Origin of the sequence: Bacillus sp. 103mf, assembly GCF_900116295.1 — a bacterium.
Lineage (GTDB): Bacteria > Bacillota > Bacilli > Bacillales > Bacillaceae_G > Bacillus_A > Bacillus_A bruguierae.
This window is the reverse complement of record NZ_FPAF01000005.1, coordinates 125,820-151,015: the sequence shown is the minus strand read 5'-3', so window position 1 is coordinate 151,015 and position 25,196 is coordinate 125,820. Positions and strand designations below refer to the sequence as shown.

General features: G+C 34.3%; 24 protein-coding genes and 1 pseudogene. 11 read left to right on the top strand and 14 right to left on the bottom strand.

All coding sequences use genetic code 11. The features are described from left to right. Positions 1-143 precede the first annotated feature (143 nt). Complete coding sequence (locus tag BM350_RS14540) at positions 144-1,547, top strand: HD domain-containing protein (protein ID WP_090911487.1); 1,404 nt, start codon at positions 144-146, stop codon at positions 1,545-1,547. 145 nt (positions 1,548-1,692) lie between these two features. On the opposite strand, the gene BM350_RS14535 is transcribed toward BM350_RS14540, so the two are convergent. Together BM350_RS14535 and BM350_RS14530 are read right to left on the bottom strand one after the other, a co-directional pair. Continuing rightward, the gene (locus BM350_RS14535; protein ID WP_090911489.1) at positions 1,693-2,052 is read right to left on the bottom strand and encodes a hypothetical protein; all 360 of its coding nucleotides are present in this window, start codon (positions 2,050-2,052) and stop codon (positions 1,693-1,695) included. 249 nt (positions 2,053-2,301) lie between these two features. Beyond that, positions 2,302-2,781 (bottom strand): GNAT family N-acetyltransferase, encoded by a 480-nt coding sequence (locus tag BM350_RS14530; protein ID WP_090911491.1) that lies wholly within the window; start codon positions 2,779-2,781, stop codon positions 2,302-2,304. Positions 2,782-3,220: 439 nt separating this feature from the next. On the opposite strand from BM350_RS14530, the gene zwf reads away from it, so the two are divergent. Together zwf and BM350_RS14515 are read left to right on the top strand one after the other, a co-directional pair. Beyond that, positions 3,221-4,732: a glucose-6-phosphate dehydrogenase gene (zwf, locus tag BM350_RS14520; RefSeq protein WP_090912591.1), complete on the top strand. Its 1,512-nt coding sequence runs from the start codon at positions 3,221-3,223 to the stop codon at positions 4,730-4,732. Continuing rightward, positions 4,719-5,339: a cyclase family protein gene (locus BM350_RS14515; RefSeq protein WP_090911493.1), complete on the top strand. Its 621-nt coding sequence runs from the start codon at positions 4,719-4,721 to the stop codon at positions 5,337-5,339. Before zwf ends, BM350_RS14515 begins: the two co-directional genes overlap by 14 nt. 116 nt (positions 5,340-5,455) lie before the next feature. Here BM350_RS14515 and gnd read toward each other — a convergent pair whose 3' ends face one another. Beyond that, positions 5,456-6,361, bottom strand: coding sequence for a phosphogluconate dehydrogenase (NAD(+)-dependent, decarboxylating) (gnd, locus tag BM350_RS14510; protein WP_090911495.1), 906 nt, complete (start codon positions 6,359-6,361; stop codon positions 5,456-5,458). A gap of 538 nt (positions 6,362-6,899) precedes the next feature. Beyond that, positions 6,900-7,220, bottom strand: coding sequence for a hypothetical protein (locus BM350_RS14505; RefSeq protein WP_244548007.1), 321 nt, complete (start codon positions 7,218-7,220; stop codon positions 6,900-6,902). Between the two features lie 200 nt (positions 7,221-7,420). On the opposite strand from BM350_RS14505, the gene BM350_RS14500 reads away from it, so the two are divergent. The 6 genes from BM350_RS14500 to BM350_RS14475 all read left to right on the top strand — a co-directional run bounded on the left by BM350_RS14500 (position 7,421) and on the right by BM350_RS14475 (position 13,069). Further along, positions 7,421-7,927 (top strand): hypothetical protein, encoded by a 507-nt coding sequence (locus tag BM350_RS14500; protein WP_090911499.1) that lies wholly within the window; start codon positions 7,421-7,423, stop codon positions 7,925-7,927. 806 nt (positions 7,928-8,733) lie between these two features. Further along, complete coding sequence (locus tag BM350_RS14495; RefSeq protein WP_090911501.1) at positions 8,734-9,486, top strand: class I SAM-dependent methyltransferase; 753 nt, start codon at positions 8,734-8,736, stop codon at positions 9,484-9,486. A 274-nt stretch (positions 9,487-9,760) separates the two neighbouring features. Then, positions 9,761-9,964 (top strand): cold-shock protein CspD, encoded by a 204-nt coding sequence (gene cspD, locus BM350_RS14490; RefSeq protein ID WP_090911503.1) that lies wholly within the window; start codon positions 9,761-9,763, stop codon positions 9,962-9,964. An 87-nt stretch (positions 9,965-10,051) separates the two neighbouring features. Continuing rightward, positions 10,052-10,237, top strand: a complete 186-nt coding sequence (locus BM350_RS14485) for a cold-shock protein (RefSeq protein WP_090911505.1) — start codon at positions 10,052-10,054, stop codon at positions 10,235-10,237. A 311-nt stretch (positions 10,238-10,548) separates the two neighbouring features. Further along, complete coding sequence (locus BM350_RS14480) at positions 10,549-11,286, top strand: ZIP family metal transporter (protein WP_090911507.1); 738 nt, start codon at positions 10,549-10,551, stop codon at positions 11,284-11,286. An 82-nt stretch (positions 11,287-11,368) separates the two neighbouring features. Beyond that, a complete protein-coding gene (locus BM350_RS14475; protein ID WP_090911509.1) occupies positions 11,369-13,069 on the top strand; it encodes a pyruvate oxidase in 1,701 nt (566 codons plus the stop codon). A 59-nt stretch (positions 13,070-13,128) separates the two neighbouring features. Here BM350_RS14475 and BM350_RS14470 read toward each other — a convergent pair whose 3' ends face one another. The 6 genes from BM350_RS14470 to BM350_RS14445 form a co-directional block, all read right to left on the bottom strand. Continuing rightward, the gene (locus tag BM350_RS14470) at positions 13,129-13,536 is read right to left on the bottom strand and encodes an NUDIX hydrolase (RefSeq protein ID WP_090911511.1); all 408 of its coding nucleotides are present in this window, start codon (positions 13,534-13,536) and stop codon (positions 13,129-13,131) included. Positions 13,537-13,569: 33 nt separating this feature from the next. Then, positions 13,570-14,202: a YdbC family protein gene (locus BM350_RS14465; protein ID WP_090911513.1), complete on the bottom strand. Its 633-nt coding sequence runs from the start codon at positions 14,200-14,202 to the stop codon at positions 13,570-13,572. A 131-nt stretch (positions 14,203-14,333) separates the two neighbouring features. Continuing rightward, a complete protein-coding gene (locus BM350_RS14460; protein WP_090912593.1) occupies positions 14,334-14,630 on the bottom strand; it encodes a hypothetical protein in 297 nt (98 codons plus the stop codon). After that, the gene (locus BM350_RS14455; RefSeq protein ID WP_090911515.1) at positions 14,630-15,193 is read right to left on the bottom strand and encodes a MarR family winged helix-turn-helix transcriptional regulator; all 564 of its coding nucleotides are present in this window, start codon (positions 15,191-15,193) and stop codon (positions 14,630-14,632) included. The genes BM350_RS14460 and BM350_RS14455 overlap by 1 nt, the downstream gene beginning before the upstream one ends. Positions 15,194-15,333: 140 nt before the next feature. Beyond that, positions 15,334-16,386 carry a metallophosphoesterase gene (locus tag BM350_RS14450; RefSeq protein ID WP_090912595.1) on the bottom strand — a complete coding sequence of 351 codons (1,053 nt, stop codon included), beginning with the start codon at positions 16,384-16,386 and terminating at the stop codon, positions 15,334-15,336. A gap of 249 nt (positions 16,387-16,635) precedes the next feature. After that, positions 16,636-17,172, bottom strand: a complete 537-nt coding sequence (locus BM350_RS14445) for a DinB family protein (RefSeq protein WP_139207569.1) — start codon at positions 17,170-17,172, stop codon at positions 16,636-16,638. Positions 17,173-17,812: 640 nt separating this feature from the next. Between BM350_RS14445 and BM350_RS14440 the strand changes: the two genes are divergently transcribed. Then, complete coding sequence (locus BM350_RS14440) at positions 17,813-18,367, top strand: GNAT family N-acetyltransferase (RefSeq protein WP_090911520.1); 555 nt, start codon at positions 17,813-17,815, stop codon at positions 18,365-18,367. A gap of 289 nt (positions 18,368-18,656) precedes the next feature. Here the strand turns inward: BM350_RS14440 and BM350_RS14435 are convergent, their stop codons facing one another. Both BM350_RS14435 and BM350_RS14430 read right to left on the bottom strand, forming a co-directional pair. Next, complete coding sequence (locus tag BM350_RS14435) at positions 18,657-19,391, bottom strand: MerR family transcriptional regulator (protein WP_090911522.1); 735 nt, start codon at positions 19,389-19,391, stop codon at positions 18,657-18,659. Between the two features lie 235 nt (positions 19,392-19,626). Beyond that, positions 19,627-20,067: a YaiI/YqxD family protein gene (locus BM350_RS14430; RefSeq protein WP_090911524.1), complete on the bottom strand. Its 441-nt coding sequence runs from the start codon at positions 20,065-20,067 to the stop codon at positions 19,627-19,629. Positions 20,068-20,553: 486 nt separating this feature from the next. On the opposite strand from BM350_RS14430, the pseudogene BM350_RS27575 reads away from it, so the two are divergent. Beyond that, positions 20,554-20,727 (top strand): annotated as a pseudogene (locus BM350_RS27575) (Fe3+ hydroxamate ABC transporter substrate-binding protein). A gap of 211 nt (positions 20,728-20,938) precedes the next feature. Here BM350_RS27575 and BM350_RS14420 read toward each other — a convergent pair. Together BM350_RS14420 and BM350_RS14415 are read right to left on the bottom strand one after the other, a co-directional pair. After that, a complete protein-coding gene (locus tag BM350_RS14420) occupies positions 20,939-24,028 on the bottom strand; it encodes an AAA family ATPase (RefSeq protein WP_090911526.1) in 3,090 nt (1,029 codons plus the stop codon). Beyond that, positions 24,025-25,182: an exonuclease SbcCD subunit D gene (locus BM350_RS14415; RefSeq protein ID WP_090911528.1), complete on the bottom strand. Its 1,158-nt coding sequence runs from the start codon at positions 25,180-25,182 to the stop codon at positions 24,025-24,027. Before BM350_RS14415 ends, BM350_RS14420 begins: the two co-directional genes overlap by 4 nt. Between the last annotated feature and the right edge of the window lie 14 nt (positions 25,183-25,196).

The following is a 25,196-nucleotide window of genomic DNA, read 5'->3' as shown; positions in this document are numbered from 1 at the left end:
AAACACAAAAAAATAGTATATGGGTGATGTCAAAAATAATATGTAGGTCTACCTACAATTATATGCTATTAGAAAGGCTTTTTCCTGTATGAAGGCGAACTATTATTCCTTAGTTAAAAAAATTAATAAATGAAGGTGAATTGATGAAAGAACAACTTATTCATAAAGCTACTTATTTAACCCAAAATGAATTCGAGCAGTTTCAGTTTGCCATCTTGTTTGCTGAACAAGCACATGAAGGACAGTTTCGCATATCCGGAGAACCTTATATTTTACATCCCTTTGCAGTAACAGACATATTACTTGACTGCGAAGCCGACTGTGTAACATTAATTGCAGCATTGTTACATGATGTCGTAGAAGATACAAATTATAGGCTGGAAGATATACAAAAACACTTCGGAAAGGAAGTTTCTTATATTGTCGATGGACTAACGAAAGTAGATAAGAAATCTGTACAAAATAAAGAAGAATATGAAGCAATTAATTTCAAAAAGTTACTCGTAGCAGCACAAAAAGATATTCGAGTGATAATTATAAAAGTGACAGACCGACTTCACAACATGAGAACGCTGCAAGTAAAAAATAAGCATAAACAAGTTCCTTACGCAAACGAAACGTTAAAGATATTCGCTCCACTTTGCCATAAACTACATTTTAAAACGATACAATATGAATTAGAAGATCTTGCATTTTTTTATCTCCATAATCAAAAGTACGAAGGAATGAAACAACTTTTACAAAATTATAATCAGATATTACACCATCTAATAGATACGATTTCTACAGACATGCAAAGCTTTCAAGATGAAGTATTAACATGGCACCTGGATTATGAGATAAGCCCTATTAATACTGCTTATTCTAGTCTGCAAGTCATTCAAGATGTAACTATGATTTCCAAAATTCATATTACAACTTCATCCATTTTAGATTGTTATAAAATTCTCGGAATGGTACATCAATTATACGAACCAATCCCACACCAATTTGAAGACACAATTGCCATCAATAGCAATTTATTTGATAAATGTTTGAAAACAAAGGTCAAAATTAAAAATCACGAGATGGCTATATGTATTCAAACTGAAGATGGTAAACGAAGGCATGATGGAGGTATTTTTTCTTTACTTTCAAGCGATATGCCGCATTCTGAAGTACAACAGCTATCTGCACAGCTTATGGATGATACAATTATGAACAACATAGAATTAACAAAAGATACGCTCACTTTTTATGATTTAGTTTCCTACGAACTCTTTCAAGATACAATCGTTGTTTTCACACCACAATTACAGCCAATTCATTTACCTGAAGGAGCAACGATTATCGATTTTGCATTTGCAGTAAACAGAGAACTAGCAATACATATGTCTTCAGCAAAAATAAACGGCGATAAAACGTCAATTATGACAACTCTTTCACACCTAGATATTGTTGAAATGATAATTGATTCTCATACCATTCAGCTTGAAGCAAAATGGTTAAATTTTGCTAATACTTCTAAAGCACAGTTGGCCATTCATAAAGCATTGCATAAGGAATAACCTTTTTTCATACAGTTAAGCCAACATCAGATTATCAATTTTACACAACCACACGTTCCCTCTAATAAACTGCGAAAATTATAGAATGAGATAAAGGGTGATACAATTTCTTTAAATTTGTATCACCCTTTATCTAACGCTCATATTAATCTCTCATATGTTTCCTAATATCTGCTGCTACCTTAGTAGGATTATCAACTTCAAAAACAACATACTTATATTTTTCGTGACCTTCTAATTCAATCATTACGAGAGGTACCCTGTTTTCATAGGAAAGAAAATACCACTCATCAGCATATTTAAAACTTCCCTCAAAAATATTAAGGGCAGGAAATGATGTTCCAGGCATGCGAAGCATCCAGTGCGGAGCATCAAAATAGTCTACAAATACACTTTTAATTGTATGAAATGGGATTTTTAATGATAGTTTTAACGCAAAAAAAACAGTTACCCCATTCAATTTCAAAACTACACCTTCATCTTCAAATTGTACTTCTCTCCCCATGTTCTCCCTCCTAGCTTTTTTATCCCGCTATTCGTGGGCAGTAATACCCCCACTGATTAAAGTTTCACTTTATACCGCGTCCATTCCAAGAATGTTCAAAGATACCGTCCGGAATCCAAAGTTAATTTTTTACTTAATACACTTAATAAGGAAGTACCGTCAGTAAAATTGCTTTTTACACATTCATTTGTCATGCTGATGTAATTTGTATAACATCATAAAAATATACCCTTTCCGCCTTTTACAAATCTATATCTCATCTTCCCTGCTAATGATAAAGCGCAATAAATCTTCTTCTTCATCAAATTCGCCTGCTTCAACAAAACCAAAACTTTTATATAATTGACGAGCAGCATCATTTTCTTTATGAACTGTTAAGCGAACTTCTTTGCACTGCGAATATTGATTTATAATCCAATTCACCATCTTACGTAGAGCCGCTCTACCATATCCTTTACCTTGATGCTTTTCATCAATGATAAATCCATTAATCCAATACATATCATCCGTATCTTCTACATAAGCATGCATCACAAAACCAATCATTCCCTGCTCTTCTTCATAAATGGCAAAGGGCAAATAATTCACATTATCACCGTCTGGTTTCACATACACTTTAGCAAGTGATACTGCTACAGTTGGAACGAAATGATTTTGAACATCTTTTACTTTTAATTGTAAAGCCTCTTGCCAATTCTCTCTCGTTACCGCTTCTAATTGCACTTTCATCTTATTCTCCCCTGCTTGGTCAAGATTGTGTTACCTCTTATTCTAAAAGTTCAATTACATTCCCAAATGGATCATTACATGCACTAAAATAACCTGGAGGACATTTTTGTGGTGTATCATATATCATTTCGATGCCTTTTTCTTTATAAAAAGCTATTGTTTCGATTCAACTATCTGTTTCAATGCCTAAAACGACTTGAGCTTGCTTTATATTTGTTACGTTTATAGAAATCACGCAAATGTTTGGCATCCCCAATGCTTCCTCACCTTTCATTTCATTCTATATTTCTCTATTTTCCAAAGTTCTCCTTCTTCTCTAAGTACTTCTCGTCACTCAATGAGCTACAGTAAATTATTCACCTTGTATCTTACATGTATTACTAAATAAACCACATACTAAGTTTGAATTTATTTACAATAAAGTGAGGCTTATTACATGATGAAACCCCCTAAAACTATTATTGTCATTTTTGGTGCAACAGGTGATTTAGCAAAACGTAAATTGTTTCCTTCCATTTATAGACTGTATCGAAGTGGGAAAATCTCTGAAGATTTCGTTGTTGTTGGTGTTGCAAGAAGACCTTGGTCTAACGAAATATTTCGTAAAAATGTCAAACAATCTATTCATCACTTTCCAGATAATGACGGAAACCAAGATACATTCATTTCCCATTTTTACTACCATCCTTTTGATGTAACAAACATATCTTCTTATCAAGAGCTTAAAAGTTTGTTAAGCACTCTTGATGATAGATATAACACGGCTGGAAACCGCATTTTTTATTTAGCGATGGCTCCTGATTTTTTGGGGACAATTGCCACAAATTTAAAATCAGAAGGATTAACTTCTACAGAAGGATGGATTCGATTAATTATTGAAAAGCCGTTTGGGCATGACTATGACTCAGCTCAAGAACTAAACGATCAGCTGCGTCAAGCGTTTACAGAAGAACAAATTTACCGGATTGACCATTATTTAGGAAAAGAAATGGTCCAAAATATTAAAGTCATTCGCTTTGCCAACGCTATTTTTGAGCCTCTTTGGAACAATCAATATATTGCCAACGTACAAATTACTTCAAGTGAAATATTAGGAGTTGAAGATCGAGGACGTTATTATGAGTCTTCCGGTGCTCTCCGCGATATGGTACAAAATCATATACTACAAATGGTTGCTCTTCTTGCGATGGATCCGCCTATTAAGTTAACAGCAGATGAGATTCGCAGTGAAAAAATAAAAATTTTTCGTGCTTTAAAACCGCTCTCAAAAGACGAAGTCGAACAATACTTCGTCCGCGGACAGTATGGCCCTGGCATTATAAACGAAAAAAAGGTAATTGGCTACAAAGAAGAAAACGAGGTAGATCCAGCATCAAATACAGAAACATTTGTTGCAGGTAAGCTAATGATTGAAAATTTTAGATGGACGGGAGTTCCTTTTTATATTCGAACAGGTAAACGTATGCAAGAAAAATCTACTGAAATTGTTATACAGTTTAAAGATTTGCCAATGAATTTATATTTGAGTCAGGAAAGAAAGGTCCATCCTAATTTACTCATTATTCATATTCAACCAGATGAGGGAATTACACTGCACTTAAATGTACAAAAAACAAATAGTAGTGTAACATCAACCCCTATTAGATTAAGCTATTGTAATAACTGTGCAGATAAAATGAATACACCCGAGGCCTATGAAATACTCCTATATGATTGCATGCGCGGCGATTCAACCAATTTTACGCATTGGGAGGAAGTGGCCCTTTCATGGAAATTTGTTGATGTTATCTCAAATGTTTGGGCAAATCATAAAGCTGAAAACTTTCCTAACTATGAATCTGGATCAATGGGTCCTAAGGAATCTGATGCCTTATTAGAAAAAGATGATTTTCATTGGTGGCCAACTATAACAACTCGTTTCAAAGGAGAAAGCGACAATGAAAATATATGATATAACAGCACCTATTTTTGAAGGAATGACTGTTTACAAAAATAAACCTGAAAAACAACCGAAATTTTCCAAAGTAACAAATGCTCACGTAACCGAATCACGCATTGAATTAGATGTTCATACGGGTACACATATTGATGCACCTCTTCATATGATCAATGAAGGAAAAACATTTGAAACCATTCCATTAGAAAAATTAGTGGGAACTGCTAAAGTTTTCGATTTAACAGAAGTTAAAGATGGAATTACAAAAGCTGATTTAGAAAATCTTGATATTGAAGAGAATGATTTTGTTCTTTTTAAAACACAAAATTCATTTGAAAATGAATTTAACTTTGAATTTATTTTTTTAAAAGAGGACGGTGCGAATTATTTAGCATCACGAAATATTAGAGGAATTGGGATCGATGCTCTTGGTGTTGAACGTAGTCAACCAGGACATCCTACTCATAAAATATTATTTGGTGCAGATATTATCGTTATTGAAGGATTATGCTTAAAAGAAGTCTCACCTGACAGCTATTTTATGATGGCGGCGCCATTAAAATTAGTTGGAACAGATGCTTCCCCAGCACGTGTTCTTCTTTTAAAAGACATACAAGTTTAAATTAGTTTCACGATCAATAAATAGCCCTATTCTCGCCTGAACAGGGCTATTTAAATTACTTGCATACCGAATGAACTTTCCGTTATTGTACATATTATAGTGTTCAATAACACCAACTATTCGTTCTTCTCATTTTTTTCCACAGCATGACCACCAAATTCATTGCGAAGTGCTGCTACCACTTTCCCAGTAAATGAATCATTTTCTAGCGAACGATAACGCATTAGTAATGACATAGCGATAACAGGCGTTGCCGCTTGTAGATCAAGAGCCGTTTCAACTGTCCATTTCCCTTCACCTGACGAATGCATAATCCCTTTAATTTCATTTAATTTTGCATCTTTAGAAAATGCACGTTCTGTCAATTCCATAAGCCATGAACGAATAACTGAACCATGATTCCACACTTTTGCTACTTTTTCATAATTATAATCGAATTCACTTTTCTCTAATACTTCAAATCCTTCGCCAATGGCAGCCATCATTCCATATTCAATGCCATTATGAACCATCTTTAAAAAATGACCGCTCCCGGCTTTCCCTGCATATATATAGCCATTTTCTACCGCTGTATCCCGAAAAATAGGTTCTACAATAGCCCAAGCTTCCGGATCTCCACCAATCATATAGCAAGCTCCGTGACGAGCGCCTTCTGTGCCGCCAGATGTTCCTGCATCCATAAAATGCACGCCAACTTCTTTGAACTCATTATAACGTCGAATTGATTCCTTATAGTGGGAATTCCCCGCTTCAATTACAATATCTCCTTGACTTAAAAATGGCGTAATGTCACTCATCACAGAATCAACAACAGCATGCGGAACCATAATCCAAATGACTCTCGGTTTTTCTAATGATTGAATGAGTTCCGCTAATGTACTTGTACCAATAGCCCCATATCCTTCTATTTCCTTTACCGCATTTGCATTTAAATCAAAAGCGACTACTTCATGCTTTTTATCAATTAAATTTTGTCCTAAGTTAAGTCCCATTTTCCCTAAACCAATTAAACCAATTTTCATGTTCATTTCCTCCTAAAATTCCTATGTACTTATCTTTCTCCATATTGACAACATATAGTTACTCGAAAAATCTCATTTTCGGAAAAGTCTTGGATTTATATTTCTCTGTATATATGAACTCACGCTATCATTTCCCCCTCACAAATCACAAAAAACAATACTTTCCAAATATATTTTGCACAAATTCGTTTTAGCAGATACACTATAACTAATTCTTGAAATTAAAATTTTCAAACAATTAAAGAGGTGTTAACATGTATAAGAAACAACTCATGAATTCTAATAACATCAATCAAACCACTCTATTAGCTTACCGATGTTAGAAAACATCGTAAATTGGATAGAAGAAAGATTTGTTATAACAAAAAACACTCATCAATCATAAGAAGATGAGTGTTTTTTACTTCATTATGCAAAGTGTGAAAAGAAGCATAAGATAGCCGTTTCGGTCAACTTATGCTTCTAATATGCATACAATAAAAAATATAATAAGCCGCCCATATGGACGGCTTATTTACATGATTCTCGTTAGCGGAAGTCATTTTAAAATCTTACATGTGGACTTTTTCCTTATTCCAACGATAAACCACCAAACTAAAGCTAGAAGTAGTATGAGAAGCGGTATTCCCTGAATAAAGAGAAATCCTTTCCAAAAATCAAGTTCAGTACTGTCTGGGGGATCTGTTGCCATTCCACCTATAAAAAAAGCCATTGGAATTGCGAGTATATTTATCCCTAAACAGATCATTACGAATGACAGATTTTTTCCCCTGATTTTTGGTGAATCAGCCTTGATAATTACAAATATTCCAGTGCCGAATATAAGAAACAGTATTCCATAAAATTTAATATAACCCATAATATCCCTCCATGACTTTAATTGTACCATCAGCAAGGACAATCTTGTGCAAATTCGGATGAATATCGTATTCATGCTCGGTTAACATAACGTAACATTCTAGGAATAAAAATAAATTCTCAAAAAAATTACCCTTTTCTTACCTTTTAATGTAAAATTATTCTTATGTTTTGATTTTTTGGATATAGGAAGGGAGCCCTATGAAATCTTTAATAAAAATAACATGTACAGCATTTATACTTACAAGCTTAATGGCAGCTTGTAGTGAAGAAACTACTCAACCAAAGAAATCGAAAGAAATATCTGAAGAAAAGGAAAAAAATATACTACTATATGAAGAATTTGCAAAAGGCGGATCTTACAGAGCGACAGTTGAAAATGCAAAATATAAAATAGTAGATAAAATGGGGAACATTACAACTCGTGTTACGATTAATAATGTTCGAAACGATGAAAAAACAATTGATCTTTCAGAAATAAAGTATTTCGTTAAAGATGAAAAGACGGGAAAAAAATATGAAGGTCAACCTATGCCTATACACGAAGATAAATTTAAAAATGTTCCGGTTGGCTACGCTTTAACTTTTGAAATTTCATTTACGATGAAAAATCCCCCAAAAGATTTGAATAACATGTATTTATATATGGACAGTAAGATTGATCCATTAGATACCTATTGGAAACTTGATAATCTAGTATCTAAATAAAAATATGTCTAATTTAGACATCTTTTCTTGTTTAGAGAATTGTATATACTATTCATTTTTAATTTACATAACGCATCATTATCAGAAGTTCTCCTCACCAATAATCCCCAGCTTATCAACATTCTGTGAAGCATCCTCTTCACCTACGTATGCAGTTTCTTATTCATCCCGTTATATCAGTGTTTATAAGCAAGCATTATCTTTATTTCCTTTACTCCATATGTATAAAATTCCGTATAAACTAACGGCCAGCTGATGGATTAATCATTAACTCAAGGCCAATTTATGCTTCCAATTCCGTTAGATAATTAGATAATCACCTATAAAAGTAAGTGTTTTCTGGTCAACTTATGGGTAAAGTGACACAAAGTACTGTTCTAGTGAAACCATAAGATTTAGCATACCAATTATGAAAATTGAAATTAGCAGAGAATAAAATATCCATTATTCTAGAAGGAATGTTATAATATATATTTTCTGGTAATTACGACCATGAAAATTAAGATTCTGCTAAGATTGGGAACTTAATCTCATTATATTCATCAGGAAAGTTCTCCTCTTACCATTACATGTTTATTTTGTTCATACTCTTTTTCTATACAAACAAAAACACCGGAATAATTTAATTTTTCGCAATTTTCATTTACCTTGTGGTAATATTAATTTAAAATAATCCATACAATATTTTATTTAGAAAGGGAATATACATATGTATCACTATGTAACAGACATATAGTAACTGTAATATGTACCGTGGACCTCCTCTTATATTTGAGCTATAAAAATATAACTTAGGAGGAATAACTATGAAGGATACTTTTTATCATTTTGTTAAACAAGCTAATAAACCTTTTCAAGGATGGAATTTCTCGTTTCTAACAGATACCGGGAGACTAAGTATAGAACCACTTCCGTGGAGCTATTCATCAATCGTATTACAGTATATGCATAGCGTAGATCACATGCTAGATATGGGAACTGGTGGCGGTGAGTTTTTATCTTTACTAACCCCGCTTCCTGCTAGAACTGCAGCAACAGAAGGATATGCTCCCAATATCGCTTTGGCAAAAGCAAAGCTAGAACCTTTAGGTGTTTTTGTTCATGAAATCGAGGATGATGCAAAATTGCCATTTGCAAACGAACAATTTGATTTAATTATTAACAAACATGAATCATATTGCGAGGCAGAAGTAAAAAGAATTCTAAAGCCAAACGGAGTTTTTATTACTCAACAAGTTGGCGGATTGGACACTTTAGAATTAAATCATCTTCTTCATGCACATACTGAAAATGAGTACAGCTATTGGGATATGCAGTATGCCACTTCACAACTAAAACAATCTGGATTTCAAATTCTTAAGCAACAAGAATACTTTCCATATCAACGCTTTTACGACATCGGAAGCATTATATACTATTTAAAAGCAATTCCATGGCAAATTCCTGATTTTTCGGTATCAAAATATGAAGAGCAATTGCTTCGTATCCATAACCACATTCAACAAAACGGATATATTGAAGTAAAAGCACATCGCTTTTACTTTATAGCTTCTTTTTAATTCATCGCCTCTCCAAGCTAATTAGTCCCGCACGGAGAGGCGGTTTGCTAATAAAATCAAAAATGTTACCATCACTTGCAATATTTCTCATTTCATTGTAAAATGAAACCATAGAATACGATATGAAAACAAATCCACTTCACATATTATCAAGCATCAATAGGGATGATATGCGTTCCTTATGGGTTTTTGATAATATGTGAATTTTTATTTTCCTTAGAAATAAGACGGATCATATTACATTTATTTTCTTTATTTTTAGGAGGCATTTACCATGACATTAACAGGTAAAGTAAAATGGTTTAACAGCGAAAAAGGTTTCGGATTCATCGAAGTTGCAGACGGAAATGACGTATTCGTTCACTTCTCAGCTATTACTGGCGACGGTTTCAAAACTCTTGACGAAGGTCAAGAAGTGAGCTTCGAAGTTGAAGAAGGTAACCGCGGACCTCAAGCTAAAAACGTTGTAAAGCTATAATTTAGACAATAAAAAGGTTGTTAACACGAACGGTTAACAACCTTTTTAATTATATAAACACATATTTCACATAAAAGGAGTGGTCTCATGTATCGTAACAAAAAGAATGACGTTGCAGAAGTAGCACCGGAAGAAATCCCAGTTTGGGAATGTGAGTCAGAGGAGTGCTTAGGGTGGATGCGAAAAAACTTTGCATTTGAAAAACACCCAAAATGTCCTTTATGTGGAAGTGAAATGAAAAGCGGAGAACGTTTATTGCCTCGATTGGGATAAAATATTTGTAAGCACCTTGCAGAATATTCTCTGCAAGGTTTTTTTATACTCTCCTATAATCATTCAGATTTTACTCCAAATCTATAAAAAAACTCCCCTTTCCAATTAATTGGGACTAACCTCTTATTGATTATAATAAGTTGTTATAAAGTGAAAATTTTCATCATTAAGCTTTTCTTCTCATCGCTAATTATTGATTGAAACAATCAAGTACTGTGCCAACAACTAGATCTCACCTATTTTCTTTTTTATAATCTTCAGATAAGAATCTTACTGTTTAAAATTGCGAGATAAAAATGGAGTGTGATTTTATGGAACAACTTTTGCTCCCCATAATTGTTACGTTTTATTCATTTAGCGGGTTGTTATTAGGCGGAATTGTTGGTCTTGCAACTAGACGTATAATGGAAAAACAAACATTTCGCTTATATGCACTTTGCGGAGGTATTCTACTTGGATTGTTACTAATAGAAATCATTCCAGAAACATTTTCAAGTTATGAAATAATCGGTCCCCTTCTCGGCATTGCCTCTGGAATTTTAATAATGCGTTTAATGGACCACTACTGTCATCATGTTATGTTACATAATAACAATCAGCCAGCACAGCAAACTTTTTTATTTCTTTCCTTTGCAATTTTTATTCACAATCTACCTAGCGGCTTTGCATTAGGTACTGCTTTTACAGCGCAACATGAAGCTACTCTTTCTTTCTTACTAGCTATTATTATTCATCACATTCCTGAAGGCCTCACCTTAATTATCTCTTTCTTATTTACACGGCATCAATATCTATCTTTTATCTTAATAATTTTCTTACTATCAATTATTCTTGGTTTAAGCACTGCCTTTGGTATGGTAATTAACAGCAAAGCTATTCATTTACCAGGATTAATAATGGGAAGTGCTATCGGTTCTTTAGGATATGTAACAGTCCATGAAATGCTTTGGAAAGCCAAAAAGAACTTATCACTGCTCTCTTTTCTTTCTTGGACTTTTGTTGGATGTTTACTTATTATCATTTTTATCCCCTTTATAAGTCATCATTAAAAAAGAACTTCCCTTACCATTTGTATATTTCACCTTTTTCTCCAAAACATAATAATATCTCAGTATGTAAGGAGGAAATTCCATGTTTCAAAAAACTGCTGGTGAGGTACTGATTGATTTATTGATCGAATGGGGCGTCGATCACATATATGGCATGCCTGGTGATTCCATTAATTCTATTATCGAGCCGCTTCGTAAAGCGCAAGATAAAATTAAATTTATTCAAGTTCGCCACGAAGAAGCTGGCGCTTTAGCAGCTGCTTCTTATGCAAAATTAACTGGAAAACTCGGCGTATGTATGGCAATCGCCGGGCCAGGTGCCATACATTTACTCAATGGATTGTACGATGCCAAATTAGATCAAGCACCTGTCCTTGCTATTACTGGTCAAATTGAGTCAGATTTAATTGGAACTGGTTTTTTTCAAGAAATAAATTTAGAAAGAATGTTTGATGATGTCGCTGTTTATAACCAGCGAATCATGTCAGCGGAACAACTTCCCGCTGTTGTAAATCAAGCAATTCGCATGGCTTATACCAAAAAAGGAGTATCCGTTCTTACCATTCCAGATGATATTCAAAAATTTGAAGTAGATGCAAAAGCACGAATTACAACACCTGCTTTTACAATGCCGGAGTTATTCCCTAGGCAGCATGATTTAGAAAAAGCAACATCTGCATTAAATGAAGCAAAAAAACCCGTTATTCTAGCAGGAAAAGGCGCAAGAGATGCGAAAGAACCTTTACTTGCTTTTGCCGAGCATATTGGAGCACCTATTGTATTAACACTTCCGGCTAAAGGAGTGATTCCAGATGAGCATCCTCTTTGCATTGGAGGATTAGGTTTAATTGGGACAAAACCTGCATATGAAGCAATGCATAATGCGGATACGTTAATTATGGTAGGTACCTCTTACCCATTCACAGGTTTCTTACCCGAAAAGGCCAAAACGCTTCATATCGACACAGATCCAGCACAAATTGGCAAACGTTATCCAACAGATATCGGACTTGCTGGCGATGCCGCAAAAACTTTAAAATGGCTCACGCAAAATATTGAAAAACATACGGATCACTCATTTTTACAACACCATCAAGAACTAATGAGGAAATGGGAAGAAAGACTGCATAGTCAAGAAAACGACACTTCTGTTCCAATTAAACCTCAAAGAGTCATGCACGCACTGCAGCAAGTTGCGCATGATGATGCTATTTTATCAGTAGATGTAGGTAATGTAACGGTTTGGACAGCACGTCATTTTCGTATGACAAATCAACGGTTTATTTTATCAAGCTGGTTAGCAACACTTGGCTGCGGTCTTCCCGGAGCAATTGCTGGACAGATTGCTTACCCGAATAAACAAGTTTTCGCAATTTGCGGAGATGGTGGATTTGGAATGACGATGAACGACTTTATAACAGCTGTAAAATATAAACTCCCCATTATTGTAGTCGTATTAAATAACCATAAAATCGCCATGATTAAATTTGAACAAGAAGTAATGGGGAATATCGAGTTTGGTACAGAACTTACCAATCCAAATTTCGCGAAATACGCTGAAATTTGCGGCGGAGTCGGTTACCGCGTTGAAAAGCTCGAAGAATTGATGCCTGCTTTTGAACAAGCTGTAAAACAAAACAGACCATGTATTATCGACGTTCTCGTTGATGTCAACGAAGCTCCAATGCCTGCAAAAATTACGTTTGCCCAAGCAGCCGGCTATACAAGGCACATGCTGAAAGTACTATTTGAAGAAGGGAAAATTGATTTACCCCCTCTATAAGAACAAAAGGATAAGACAGTAGGTATACTTTAATAACCCCTGTCTTATCCTTGATTATCTTAAAAAGTCACCATAAATGGCTGACTGCTTTCATCTAAACAATGTAAAATGCGCTCTTTGAAATTTTCCCACGTTACCATTTGCAGCGCTTCTTCAATTGAAAAATACCCAACTTCTAAGCTTTCACTACTTGTTGTGAACTGTCCTCCGATTGGCTTACCGACGAACAAATGATTACAAATACACTGTGAAACATTTTGATATACTCCGCAATATTTCACAATTTCAATATCAATTCCTGTTTCTTCTTTCGCTTCTCGAATAGCACCTACAGGAATTCCCTCACCTTCTTCCACTTGACCATCAGGAATTTCCCAGCCCCGCTTTGGACTTTTTAAAAGTAAAATTTCATTTTTATCATTTAACACGACTGTGGCAGCACTTACAATATGTTTCGGATAAGGCATGCCTACTCCTCCTTTAGACAAATTGCTAACATTCTACTTACAATGAACAGGTAATACAGACCAAGAACTAACAAAGGTTGTCTGTTTCCCTTCCATATGTAACACTTGCTGAGATGGGTTTGCTGTATGTAGTAATTGCGGAAATATTTCTTTCACATACTGATTGTGAGCTGCTGCATCTTTCCATAGTGACAAAACAATGTAACGATTAGAAGAAAGCGATCTTCCAACAACGCCGCCCATCATTCCTTCTGCTCTCGCTATTCCTGGGTTCCAAACCGTTTCTTGCATATGTAAAAATTGCTTTTCACTCTCTTGTTTCACATCACAAATTGCTATTCGTAAAAAGGAACTGTGTGCTAATGCGTCTAAAAATGAAGTCTCCGTTATGTCAAATAAAGATTGATATAATTCTGTTTTACACGATGTATACGTGTTTTGTTGATCGCTATCATAAAAAATCTTATCGTGTGTATCATTCATAAAGCTTTGATACATTTTCATATTTTTCCATAAACTCACTATACAAGCCTCTGATTCATCCCATCCCCCGATTTGTCCGTAAAAACCGTCTAATGCCTTCAACTCGCTCCATTGTTCTTGAGCAGCTGAAAATAATCCCTTTTTTTCGTCGCTAACTTTACAAATAATAGATTTAATTAGCATACATATTTCCCCCTTATTTCCCGCTAAAACTTCAATATAACTATATACTTTTATTTTAAAAGGGTTTGATAGAAATATCAAAATTTTAGGAAAAATAACATTACAAAAGGAAATACATTTTACTCGTTACATTATCTTTTAATAAAACTAATACTAAACAATAAGGCATTACTTAAAATACTTACTACCCCTATCCAAAATAGCCAATTTGTTGCGGTCAACCAAGAAGCTGCCATAATAAGTAGTGCAATAGCAATCGATACACAATTACCTATTTGGTTTCGTTTCTTGTTACGGTGAAACTTGGCTTTTGCTTGAGAAATAGATTGCTGGACTGTATTCTTTACATCATAGATTTTTTCTTTCATCTTATTTTCAGTCTCTTTTGCTTTCTCATAAAAGACATTACTCAAATAAACTTTACTCATCATTCCATCCCCCCATATCGACGTCTTGAAAACTCAGCCAATATTTTTTCTTGATCATTTATCAGTACATGCTCATCCACTTCGAGATTTGCCTTTTCTTCAAAACCATCTTGTTCTTCCCCATCGAAGCGATACAGTTTCTGTAATAATCTCCAAAACATTTCAATTTCATCAGTTGTAAAATTATGAAACATATCTGCTAAAAAATAAGTCGATTTTTCTGAACAAGCAATTAACGCTTTTTTTCCTTCAGGAGTAATTTCCATATTGATCGAACGTTTATCTATTTTACTCGGCACAGTTTTAACATACCCTTTTTTCACAAGACTGGTAATCAACTTATTAGCGGTTTGCTTTGTTGTACCTAGCTTTTTCGCAATATTAATAAGGGTGGTGCTTTCAATTGGCAAATGCGCAATAGCAATTAAAGCCATATGTTGCCGGGAAGTTAATATCTCTAAATACTCATCCCCACGAGTTTGCACCTTATTGACAACCGAAAATAAAGTTGCGTAACTTTGCTGCATCGCATGCAGTTCTTTCATTATGAGATTAATATCCATATGTAGCTCCTTTCTATATTAGTCACCATGTTGACTAATATAGAATACCACGTTTCCAAAAAACATGTCAACATGGTGACTACTCTAAATTACTTTACTTAATAAATAAAAAAGCAGCAAAGGTATCTCCCCCTTGCTACTTAATCAAATGTAAGTTCTATTTCAATTATCTCTGACCGGCTGCCAAGTCTTAACGGCGGTCCCCAAAAACCAAATCCAGAAGAAACAATCGCATGAAATAAATCTCTCTGTACATATCCCCAATCTAATTCATACATTCTTCTAGTAATGATATGATTCGGTGCCATTTGTCCTCTATGTGTATGTCCAGACAATAATACATCAACACCTGATTCTGCAGCTTGCTTTAACTCAAATGGCTGATGATCCATTGCAATGACAGGAAGACTCTTATCCACAGTGCTCATTAATTCCTCGAAACTTTTACGATCTCGGTCCGTCTTATCTTTTCTCCCTACAATATAAAACCAATCTTCAATTTTCACTACTTCATCTAATAATATATTTACATCAATTTTATTCATCTCTTGTAAAAATTCAGGAATCGCTCCGCCGTAATATTCATGATTTCCTAACACACCATATACACCAAGAGGAGCATGCATTTGTTTCATCACTTGTCCCATATTCTTTTTTATAAAATATTCTGGATGATCGTCAATAATATCTCCGGGTAAAAGTATAATATCCGGTTTCATATTATGTACATGATGAACCAATCTTTTAAGATGAGACATGCCAGATAGCTTACCAAAATGCATATCTGAAGCCATCGCAATTCGAAGTGTCTTACGGTTACTAACTCTTTTAGGTACATGAATCTCATATTTCTGAACGATTGGACTATACGCATTAAATGTTCCATAAACAAAAATAAAAACAAAAGTAATGAGAACAATCGTTCCAATCCAAAAAATAGATTGCTCTTTTGGAAACGATAACCAATTTAAAATAAACACTGTTACATCCGCTATCGGTAAGAGTATGACTGCATATTGTATAACCGCAAACCAATAAGAACCAATTGTTCTAAGTGGTGAAGTAAATTTCATCAATCGATCTAGAATATATGCGTATGATAATAGTCCAACTAGCATCGCATAATATCCCCAAGATTGAATATGAAAAGTCGTATGAATCCAAACCCAGCCGTTCCAGCCAATGTAAATCATTAACAGCGTATATAGAGTAAATAAAATAAAAATATTTACTACACTTTTCGTTTTCAAAGTATGCCCCCTCTTTTATATGTTTTATTTACGAATGTTTACATCATACACGAAATGAAATAAATATCCATTCAAACCATTGACAATTTTATTTTGACACAAAAATTTTTATAATTCCACTCATACGCCGTAAAACAAAAAGAGACTGATTCATAATTTTTTTACGAATCAATCTCTTTTTCATTTCATATTTCAACTAGATAAATAAGCAGCAGAACTCAAATAACGTTCTTTTATAATTTGACGATGATGGAGTTCATGACCAGCAGTAATGCATGCCAATGCTCGAACAGTAACTTCAGAGTTATTCGCAACCCCTCTTTGTAACCAAGCTTCTTCATTTAAACTTTTAAGTAAATGCATAGTAGATTGGCGAACAATGGTTAAGTTCGTCAGAAGGTTTTGCATAGATTGCTTATCAAATGCTGCTCTAAGAACATACATATCATCATTGTATCCAGGAAGCGGTGCCGTTTCGCCTCTCGCTATAGAAAGAAGTCGATATGCCATAATACGTTCAGTATCCGCAATATGACCGATTACCTCTTTTATACTCCATTTATTAGGAGCGTATCGAAAATCTCCTTCACTATCAGAAATATCCTTCAATACGAGGTTCGTCTCTTTCATTTGCTCTTCTAAAATATGTATGATATCTCCCTCTGGTACTAAGTTTATGTATGTTGAATAGTACGGGTTATATTCATTTACTTCTGGTCTCTTTTGCATGTTTACCATCCTTTTTATTTTATCTTTATCATAAAATATTATCATATTAATCCGAAAAATTACAATTCTAAAACAATGATGTTAAAATCCTTTTCTTTTTAGGCGGGCGAGAGCATCTGGTCATGCATAGAAACGGTCAGGGCCTTTTTTTGCCACATGCAAAGTTTAAAACAAAAGGAGCAAATAGCGATCATGTTTTATTCTGCATAGCAGCGACTTATATGTGGAAAAATTAAAATAGATTTATAGAGAACATTTTACTTTCTTCTCTTCTAATCTTGAAAATCAGCCATCCTACGAAAAAACTTTCTCAACCCTTAACCTATAGACTGCTCGATTATTAGCTCCTATCATAATAAGTGAGCTCCTAATGAGTTTCATTATCTAGCGAAAGGACCTGTTTCGGACACAGGTCCTTTTGCTTTTTATTTCATCTACTGGATGATGCTTTCAATAAAGTAAAGCGATTAGAATTTAGTAACATTTATGAAAGGCATATCCCCCCTATTCTTACTCTTTCGACAGAAAAACAAATAATTTCTCAAACAAAAAAATTTAACAATTTGTGTTTAATATACAAAAAAAACTACACTAATGTTATAATTTTACTTAATAATATAACTAGAAAGAGATGAAGATAATGAAAGTATCCTATTGGAGCGGTAAAAAGGTACGGCTAAGGGCACCTCAAAAAGAAGACATTCATTTATTCGAAGACTTAGATGATGAAATACTTAAAAACCTCGATTCCATTGCTTTCCCACGAACGAAAGAACAAATCGAAGAGTGGATGGCCGACATATCAAAGGGTTCTTCTACTGACTGTGATGATTTTTATTGGATTGCTGAAGATCACAATAAGAACATAATCGGTACAATTGACGTTGCGAATTGCGATTCTAAAAATGGAACATTTGATTACGGTATATCTGTATTCCCTTCTCATAGAGGGAAAGGATACGCGCAAGATATGATTATAACTATACTAAAACATTACTTCTTCGAGCTTAGATATCAAAAAGCAACCATTCAAATATATTCATTTAATACCGCTTCTATCAACCTTCATCGAAAACTTCAGTTTGTAGAGGAAGGCCGCTTAAGAAATATGATGTATACAAATGGCGCATTCTATGATGAAATCTATTTCGGAATTACGAAAGACGAATTCCAAGCGTTATATTTTCCTAAGTAAATTTTACTTAATCCTATTATTTTTTATAGAAAAATTGACCTTTAATTACATTTAATCGAAATATTGCGAATAAAAAAATAAAATCATAAAGATTATTGTTTTAACGACCCATCTATTCAATAACTCTATAGGGATAGATAGTTCACCTAATGTAATATTTTTGAGTTTATTCATATCTTGTTTTTTTAGTAATTCTTTTAGTGTTTGTAATTTTAATTTATATAATTTGATAAAGAGTTATCCGCAAAAAAGACAGCAAGGGCACTATTCCTGCTGTCTTAAAAAGTATTTATAAATTTTCTGCAACGGCTAGTAAATAATATGATAATCCGATTTGCTGTTCTTCTAACATCTCTCTATGAAAATCATCTTGAAGGAAAAACTTTGTTTGATTCACGTAATCTTCTTTGCTAATTGTATGACCGTTTTTATTTAAAAACTTGAGATGCTGTTTAACGACATCATGTACACTTGAATCGTCATACTTAACTCCATTTCTTAAAAATTCAGCCATTCTATCTGTGAAATTTTTTGCTTCAATAGCCATCTTATTCATATCATTCACATTGATGGAATCAGTATTAAGGTCAAAATTATATTTTTCTTTTAAATGTGTTTTTTGCTTTTCAAGAGCATTTTTCCATTCTTCCTCTGTTTCAAACCCTTTAAACATTAGTTTATTGTCCATATTCTCACCTTTCTTTGTATATTCTAAAGATACTTTTATTGTTTCAATTAGCTGATGATACTTCTCAATTTTCTTTTCAAAAAGCATCATCTGTTTGTCTAAAGTACCGACCCTATTTGATTCTTTGTCTAACAAATTTTTAATTTCTAACAACGGGATATCCAACTCTTTATAAAAAAGAATTTCCTGTAATCTATTTAATTCTTCTACACCATAATACCGATAGCCTGTTTCACCAATCTCATTAGGAATAAGCAAACCAACTTTATGATAGTGGTAAAGAGTCTTGATGGAAACGCCTGCTATATCTGATAAATCTTTAACTGTAAATTTCATTATTTCCTCCTTTCAAAATTAACTATGAAGTATTACCTAAGGTTAGAGTCAAGATTTTTTTAGAAATTTATTTGTTCAACAATCGGGCCAGATTGTTGAGGAAACAGAAAGAGTAAGAATACTGATAAAAAGTTCATTATTTGTGAAGTGTTTCACTTAAACTAACGTGGCAAGGTTAGTTTAAGTTTTGTCACAATTTTTTTCTAGGTTTTTCTTAAAAGTGAACAGTTCTTTTTTAATGTGAAATCGCTCTTTTAAAAAGCCCCTTAAACTTCTCCCTATCTTCTGATGTAAATGGTTTTGGCCCCTTTGTACGCTTTCCGCTTTTTCGAGCCATTGCACTCAAATAACGTGTTTGTAATAATTGGTCAATGTTTTCATTTGTATAGCTAGACCCATTATGGTGAAGTACCGCACACCCTTTTGCTAAACCTAGCGAAGCAAGACCATAATCTTGCGTAACGATTATATCTCCTTTTTCTGCTAACTTCATAATCCGATAATCCGCAGCATCTGCTCCAGAATCAACATAAATGGTTTCCACTCCTGATGGTTGTTCCGCATTAGAAAAATGAGAAAAACTAGTAACAAGGATAACAGGAATTTCAGCATTCGTACCTTCAGAGATAATAATATCTTTTACCGGACAAGCATCTGCATCAACATAAATTTTCATCTTAACCTCTCCCCGTAAATAAGTTTGAGTTGATGATAATGGCAAATTTAGCCTTTGTCAAACGATAAAGATGGTTTACCTAAAATCATTAAAAAACAGTTGTTCTATTAAAGGGCGCTTTAACTGAACAAGAAACATAAAAAATATCAAACTTTTTATAAAAGGATGATTCAATTGAATATAGAAAAAAGCTGTTGCTTTGTAATAAAGTCACGATGTTTTGAAGAAAGTTGCGACGTTTCTATCAAAGAATTCTAAATGAGTTTTGAATAATCTTTTCCTAAAAATAGTTTCTTTTTATTGGGATTTTAAATGAAAGTTACTTACAAGTATACTTATAAGTGTGTTTATAAATTTTAAACAACACAACAGGTGGGGATCATATCCAAAAAAAGAAAACTGTACATCAATGTGTTGTATAATAAAAGTATGGGTATTTTGAAATATGCGTAGTGTGAAAATAGGAAGTTGAAAGAGGGGATTAATGTGGCATTGATAGTTCCAAAATGCATCTACTGTAAGGAAGATATTAAAAAGGACGAATAAGCATTAGTAATCGTATCCTATCCTAAGAGAAAAGGATTTACAGAAATTAAAGCCTATTTAAATTTAGAGGGAAAATTTATTTGCGAGAACTGTAAAGACAAACTTAGTATATAATCAGGGCTGTTTTTAATGATTTTCTTATTGAAATTATTAATCTTTTTTATAAAAAGTTCATATATAAAAAATAATCCCTCTATATTTTGTTCAATCTTTGTTCAAAAGGTAGAGGGATTTTTTATGATGGAATCAATGTTATAAACTACTTTTTAATCAAACTTTATTCCAAGGCTACACGAAACCCTGGCTCGAGTGTATAATAAGGTCCTTATTTCACCACAAACCTCGTCTTACTACATCCATCTTTCTTTTTCATTACTTCCAGCACCGCCGGCATTGCACTCTTCAGTTCTTGTACGTGCGAGATTACCCCAATGAAACGGCCTGATTTTTGAAGGTCAATTAAAGCATCTACCGCTTTCGTTAATGATTCTTCATCTAATGAACCGAAGCCTTCGTCAATGAACATTGTTTCAATTGAAATACCGCCTTCATATGATTGGATGATATCGGCCATACCGAGTGCTAGGCAAAGCGATGCGTTAAATTTTTCGCCGCCGGATAATGTTTTCACATCACGTGTTTGCCCTGTATAGGCATCATATACATCTAATCCTAAACCGCTTTGACGATTTCGTTTTTCTACGCGTTCACTTCGTTTTAAGTAAAACTGTCCGTTCGATAGTTTACGAAGTCGTTCATTGGCTACTTGAACAATTTGCTCTAAATATTCTATTAAAATGTAACGCTCAAATGAAATGCGGCTTTCATTGTCACCTTTCATCACTTCATATAAATCAATGAGCTCTTGAAATGCCGTTTCTTCTTCATGAATTTGTTCATCAATGCGGCGAATATTTTCATGCAGATCGGAAATATATTCATTGGCACTTTTCGTACGCTGACGTTGTTCTTTTATAATATCAAGTTGAATTTCTAACTCTTTTAACTGTTCTTCTAATTGCGTTAACTCAATCCATTCTTTTCCACGGAGCGCCTCTGTTAATTCTTCAATTTGTTTTGTTAATACTTCGAGCGCTGAGTAATAAGATTGAATGTGTTGTTGTAAGCCCGTTCGCTCTGCGTCTGATAATTTAGCTTCAGTGTATACTTGCTGACTTGCAAAACCACTTGCTTCAAGTTCTGTCAAAAAGCGTGTATATTGTTCTTCTTTGTTCTCAGTTCTTTGTATAAATTGTTGCTGCGCTGCTTTATATGCTTCTTCCACCCGAATTTTTTCACTCGTAGAGCGCTGAAATTCATCTTGTGCTCTTTGCCATGCTTCTTGCAGACGGTGAAGTAAAGAAGCTTTTGCTTCGTATGCTTGTTGCCACGCTTCTAATGTTTGCATCTCTGCTGGAATTTTTTCTTTGTCATTTTCATACGCTGTTCGCAATTGAATCAATTCTATTTCAGAGCGATGCAATTTTTCTTCTACATCACGTTTAGCCCCCTGCAATCTATCTAATTGTTCGTCTAGCTTTTGCAGCTGTGGTGAAAGTTGTTTACGTTCTTCTTCAGTCGCTTTTAAGTCATTTACTTCTGCAGCTAATTGTTTTCCTTGCTGGATTAATGTTTGATACGCATCTCCCAGCTCTAGTGTAGCATATCCACGACTTTGCACTTCTTTACATAATTCTTCATATTGCCCTTTATAAAAATTACATTTTTCTTCTATTTGAACAAACTGCTTTTCAGCTTGTATTTTTTGTTCACGAAGACTATTTAACTGTTCTTCATCAATGGACAGTTCTTGTTCAGTCGCTTTATTCGGATGAGAAGTACTGCCACAAACCGGGCAAGGTTTACCATCATGTAAATGAATCGCTAACTGACCAGCTTGTTCGTTTAACCATGATTTCTCCAAAGCTTCATACGTTTGCTGAGCAGTATTCATCTGCTTTAAGGTACCTTTTCTTTCCTTCTCATATTTTTGCACTTCTTGCCATACTTGGTAAGTATCTTTTAATACTTTTGCATCTTCACGCATACGACTTAACTGCTCTGCTTTTGTTATATATTGCTCAAGCGCTTGTTCCATCTGTTTTAACTTAGCAGAAAGCTGTTGTTTTTGTGCACTACCGAATTCTTGCTGCTCCTCTAATTTGCTCAGCTCAAGCTTAAATTGCTCCTTTTGCTTTTCTGACGCCGCTAATTTTAGTTGTTTATCAGCAAATGTGGCAATAACCTCTTTTAATTCTTCTAACATTTGAATGTTTCGCTTCGTTTCTTCACGGACTGTTTCATTGTTTTTTTCTTGTTCGTACTGCTGCTCTGCACGTTCATAAGCTAATACTAGTTGTTCTTGTTTAGCAGCCGTTTGTTTCATATATTGCTCAGCTTGCTCTGCACTTTGAACTGCTTCATCATACCACTGTTCAAACGGTAATAACCGGTTTGCTTGCTCAGCTTGTTTCAATTGTTGTTCTTTCACTACAATAGAAGGACGTTCTTGTCCTAATGAATCATAACGGTTTTGTTTTGTTTGCAAATCTTGTAATCTATCATTCAAAGCTTTTGCTTCATGATAACCTGTTTCTGCTTCTTTTAATTGCTTTAACTGCATGGATTCTTGTTGTTCTAATTGCTTTGCTTGTTCTCCATAAAAATCCATTTCTTGCCGAAGTGCTTCTACTACTTGATGTGTATTTACATGTTCTTGATTTACTAATATCTCAAGCAATGTACCGCCCCGTATAGGAAGCTTGAAAACGTTACGAAAGTACAATTCGCGTTCTTTTTGCTTTTCTTGCAGAACATCTTTCCATTCTTTACGCTTTTGATCTAATAACTCTCTCATTAATTTATATCGATCTGTTTTAAAAATGCGGCGTAAAATTTCCTCTTTATTTTCTGTTTCAGATGTTAACAGTTTACGAAATTCACCTTGTGGAAGCATCACAATTTGACTAAATTGATGCTTACTAAGACCAATTAAATCTTCCACTTTTTTGTTTACATCCGTCACGTGAAAACGATCTATACATGGAATTTGTTCGTTATCAATAACTTCATAAAATTCAATTGCATGGCCCGTAATCGTTTTATTTCCTTGCTTTTTATGTCCAAGTTGCCTCTTTATACAATAAGTTTTTTCTTTTAATTGGAATAATAATTCAACGCTTGTATATACGCTATCATCAGCAAATTGACTACGAAGCATACTCGTATCATTGCGTTCCTCTCCACTCGCTTCTCCGTACAGTGCATAACAAATCGCATCAAAAATCGTTGTTTTTCCTGCACCTGTATTTCCAGAAATCGCAAAGATTCGATGTTCGCCTAATTCTTCAAAATCAATCGTTTCTTGCTGCTTATATGGACCAAACGCTGTCATAATAAGTTTGATAGGTCTCATGCTCTCTCCCCCTCTCGTTCATGAACTGTCTTTAATACTTCTAAGAAGAGGCGTTCTTTCTCTTCTGATAACTCTGACCCTTTCATTTCTTTATAAAAAGCTTTCACAAGAGAAAGATCATCCATTCTATGACGTGAAGTGACTGCAATATTTTCATTTGCTAATTCTTTTCTTTGTATAACACGCTCTACATGCATTGCATTCGGATAAACAGAACGAATCTTTTCCATCGGCTGCAATACAGGATTTTCATCTAATAATTTTACAAATACATAGTCTTCGCAAACAGATTGTTTCAACAATTCATCAATTTTTGCCTCAACCGTTCTCATTTTACGCTTTGGTGTTAACGATCGTTTCTCAAGTGTTACTTGTCCTGCTTCATTTAATTCAACAATGTAATACCCTTTTTTATGATGCTCTTCCGAAATAGAATAAGCGAGCGGAGAACCTGCATAGCGAATTGTCTCATTTCGTACATAATGCGCCTGATGTAGATGTCCGAGCGCTGTGTAATGAAAAGCATCAAAATAATGACTGTTTACATATTCTGCTCCGCCAATGGATAATGGTCTTTCAGCATCACTTGTATTTTCTTCTGCTTCCCCTGATGATGTTACAAAAGCATGTCCGATAAAGACATGACGCACTTCTTTATCCATACTTTCCGATAACTCATTCATAAAAATACGCATCGCATCGTCATGACTACGAATGTCCTCATTTTTCATAACATGACGAACGATGCTCGGATCAACATATGGGACTAAATGAAAATGTACTTCTCCATATTCATCCTGCATAACAACAGGCTCATATGGATATTGAAATTGTCCGACGATGTGTAAGCCTTGTTTCTTCATTAAACTACTTCCAAAATGAATACGATCTGGACTATCATGATTTCCCGCTATCGCTAGTACTGGTGTTTGTAATTCAATTACAATTTTTTGTAATGTTTCATTTAACAAATCTACCGCTTCTGTCGGCGGGATGGCACGGTCATATAAGTCTCCTGCAATAATGACAGCATCTGGTTTTTCTTCTTTCACTGCTTGTATAAATTGTTCTAAAACATAGCGCTGATCTTCTGTCATATAAACACCATGTACAAGCTTTCCTAAATGCCAATCGGCTGTATGAAAAAATTTCATCTTTCCCTTCCTTT

Coding starts and splice junctions, on each gene's coding strand:
- BM350_RS14540 (WP_090911487.1), top strand. CDS start 144: ATGAAAGAACAACTTATTCATAAAGCTACTTATTTAACCCAAAATGAA.
- BM350_RS14535 (WP_090911489.1), bottom strand. CDS start 2,052: ATGGGGAGAGAAGTACAATTTGAAGATGAAGGTGTAGTTTTGAAATTG.
- BM350_RS14530 (WP_090911491.1), bottom strand. CDS start 2,781: ATGAAAGTGCAATTAGAAGCGGTAACGAGAGAGAATTGGCAAGAGGCT.
- zwf (WP_090912591.1), top strand. CDS start 3,221: ATGAAACCCCCTAAAACTATTATTGTCATTTTTGGTGCAACAGGTGAT.
- BM350_RS14515 (WP_090911493.1), top strand. CDS start 4,719: ATGAAAATATATGATATAACAGCACCTATTTTTGAAGGAATGACTGTT.
- gnd (WP_090911495.1), bottom strand. CDS start 6,361: ATGAAAATTGGTTTAATTGGTTTAGGGAAAATGGGACTTAACTTAGGA.
- BM350_RS14505 (WP_244548007.1), bottom strand. CDS start 7,220: ATGGGTTATATTAAATTTTATGGAATACTGTTTCTTATATTCGGCACT.
- BM350_RS14500 (WP_090911499.1), top strand. CDS start 7,421: ATGAAATCTTTAATAAAAATAACATGTACAGCATTTATACTTACAAGC.
- BM350_RS14495 (WP_090911501.1), top strand. CDS start 8,734: ATGAAGGATACTTTTTATCATTTTGTTAAACAAGCTAATAAACCTTTT.
- cspD (WP_090911503.1), top strand. CDS start 9,761: ATGACATTAACAGGTAAAGTAAAATGGTTTAACAGCGAAAAAGGTTTC.
- BM350_RS14485 (WP_090911505.1), top strand. CDS start 10,052: ATGTATCGTAACAAAAAGAATGACGTTGCAGAAGTAGCACCGGAAGAA.
- BM350_RS14480 (WP_090911507.1), top strand. CDS start 10,549: ATGGAACAACTTTTGCTCCCCATAATTGTTACGTTTTATTCATTTAGC.
- BM350_RS14475 (WP_090911509.1), top strand. CDS start 11,369: ATGTTTCAAAAAACTGCTGGTGAGGTACTGATTGATTTATTGATCGAA.
- BM350_RS14470 (WP_090911511.1), bottom strand. CDS start 13,536: ATGCCTTATCCGAAACATATTGTAAGTGCTGCCACAGTCGTGTTAAAT.
- BM350_RS14465 (WP_090911513.1), bottom strand. CDS start 14,202: ATGCTAATTAAATCTATTATTTGTAAAGTTAGCGACGAAAAAAAGGGA.
- BM350_RS14460 (WP_090912593.1), bottom strand. CDS start 14,630: ATGAGTAAAGTTTATTTGAGTAATGTCTTTTATGAGAAAGCAAAAGAG.
- BM350_RS14455 (WP_090911515.1), bottom strand. CDS start 15,193: ATGGATATTAATCTCATAATGAAAGAACTGCATGCGATGCAGCAAAGT.
- BM350_RS14450 (WP_090912595.1), bottom strand. CDS start 16,386: ATGATTTACATTGGCTGGAACGGCTGGGTTTGGATTCATACGACTTTT.
- BM350_RS14445 (WP_139207569.1), bottom strand. CDS start 17,172: ATGCAAAAGAGACCAGAAGTAAATGAATATAACCCGTACTATTCAACA.
- BM350_RS14440 (WP_090911520.1), top strand. CDS start 17,813: ATGAAAGTATCCTATTGGAGCGGTAAAAAGGTACGGCTAAGGGCACCT.
- BM350_RS14435 (WP_090911522.1), bottom strand. CDS start 19,391: ATGAAATTTACAGTTAAAGATTTATCAGATATAGCAGGCGTTTCCATC.
- BM350_RS14430 (WP_090911524.1), bottom strand. CDS start 20,067: ATGAAAATTTATGTTGATGCAGATGCTTGTCCGGTAAAAGATATTATT.
- BM350_RS14420 (WP_090911526.1), bottom strand. CDS start 24,028: ATGAGACCTATCAAACTTATTATGACAGCGTTTGGTCCATATAAGCAG.
- BM350_RS14415 (WP_090911528.1), bottom strand. CDS start 25,182: ATGAAATTTTTTCATACAGCCGATTGGCATTTAGGAAAGCTTGTACAT.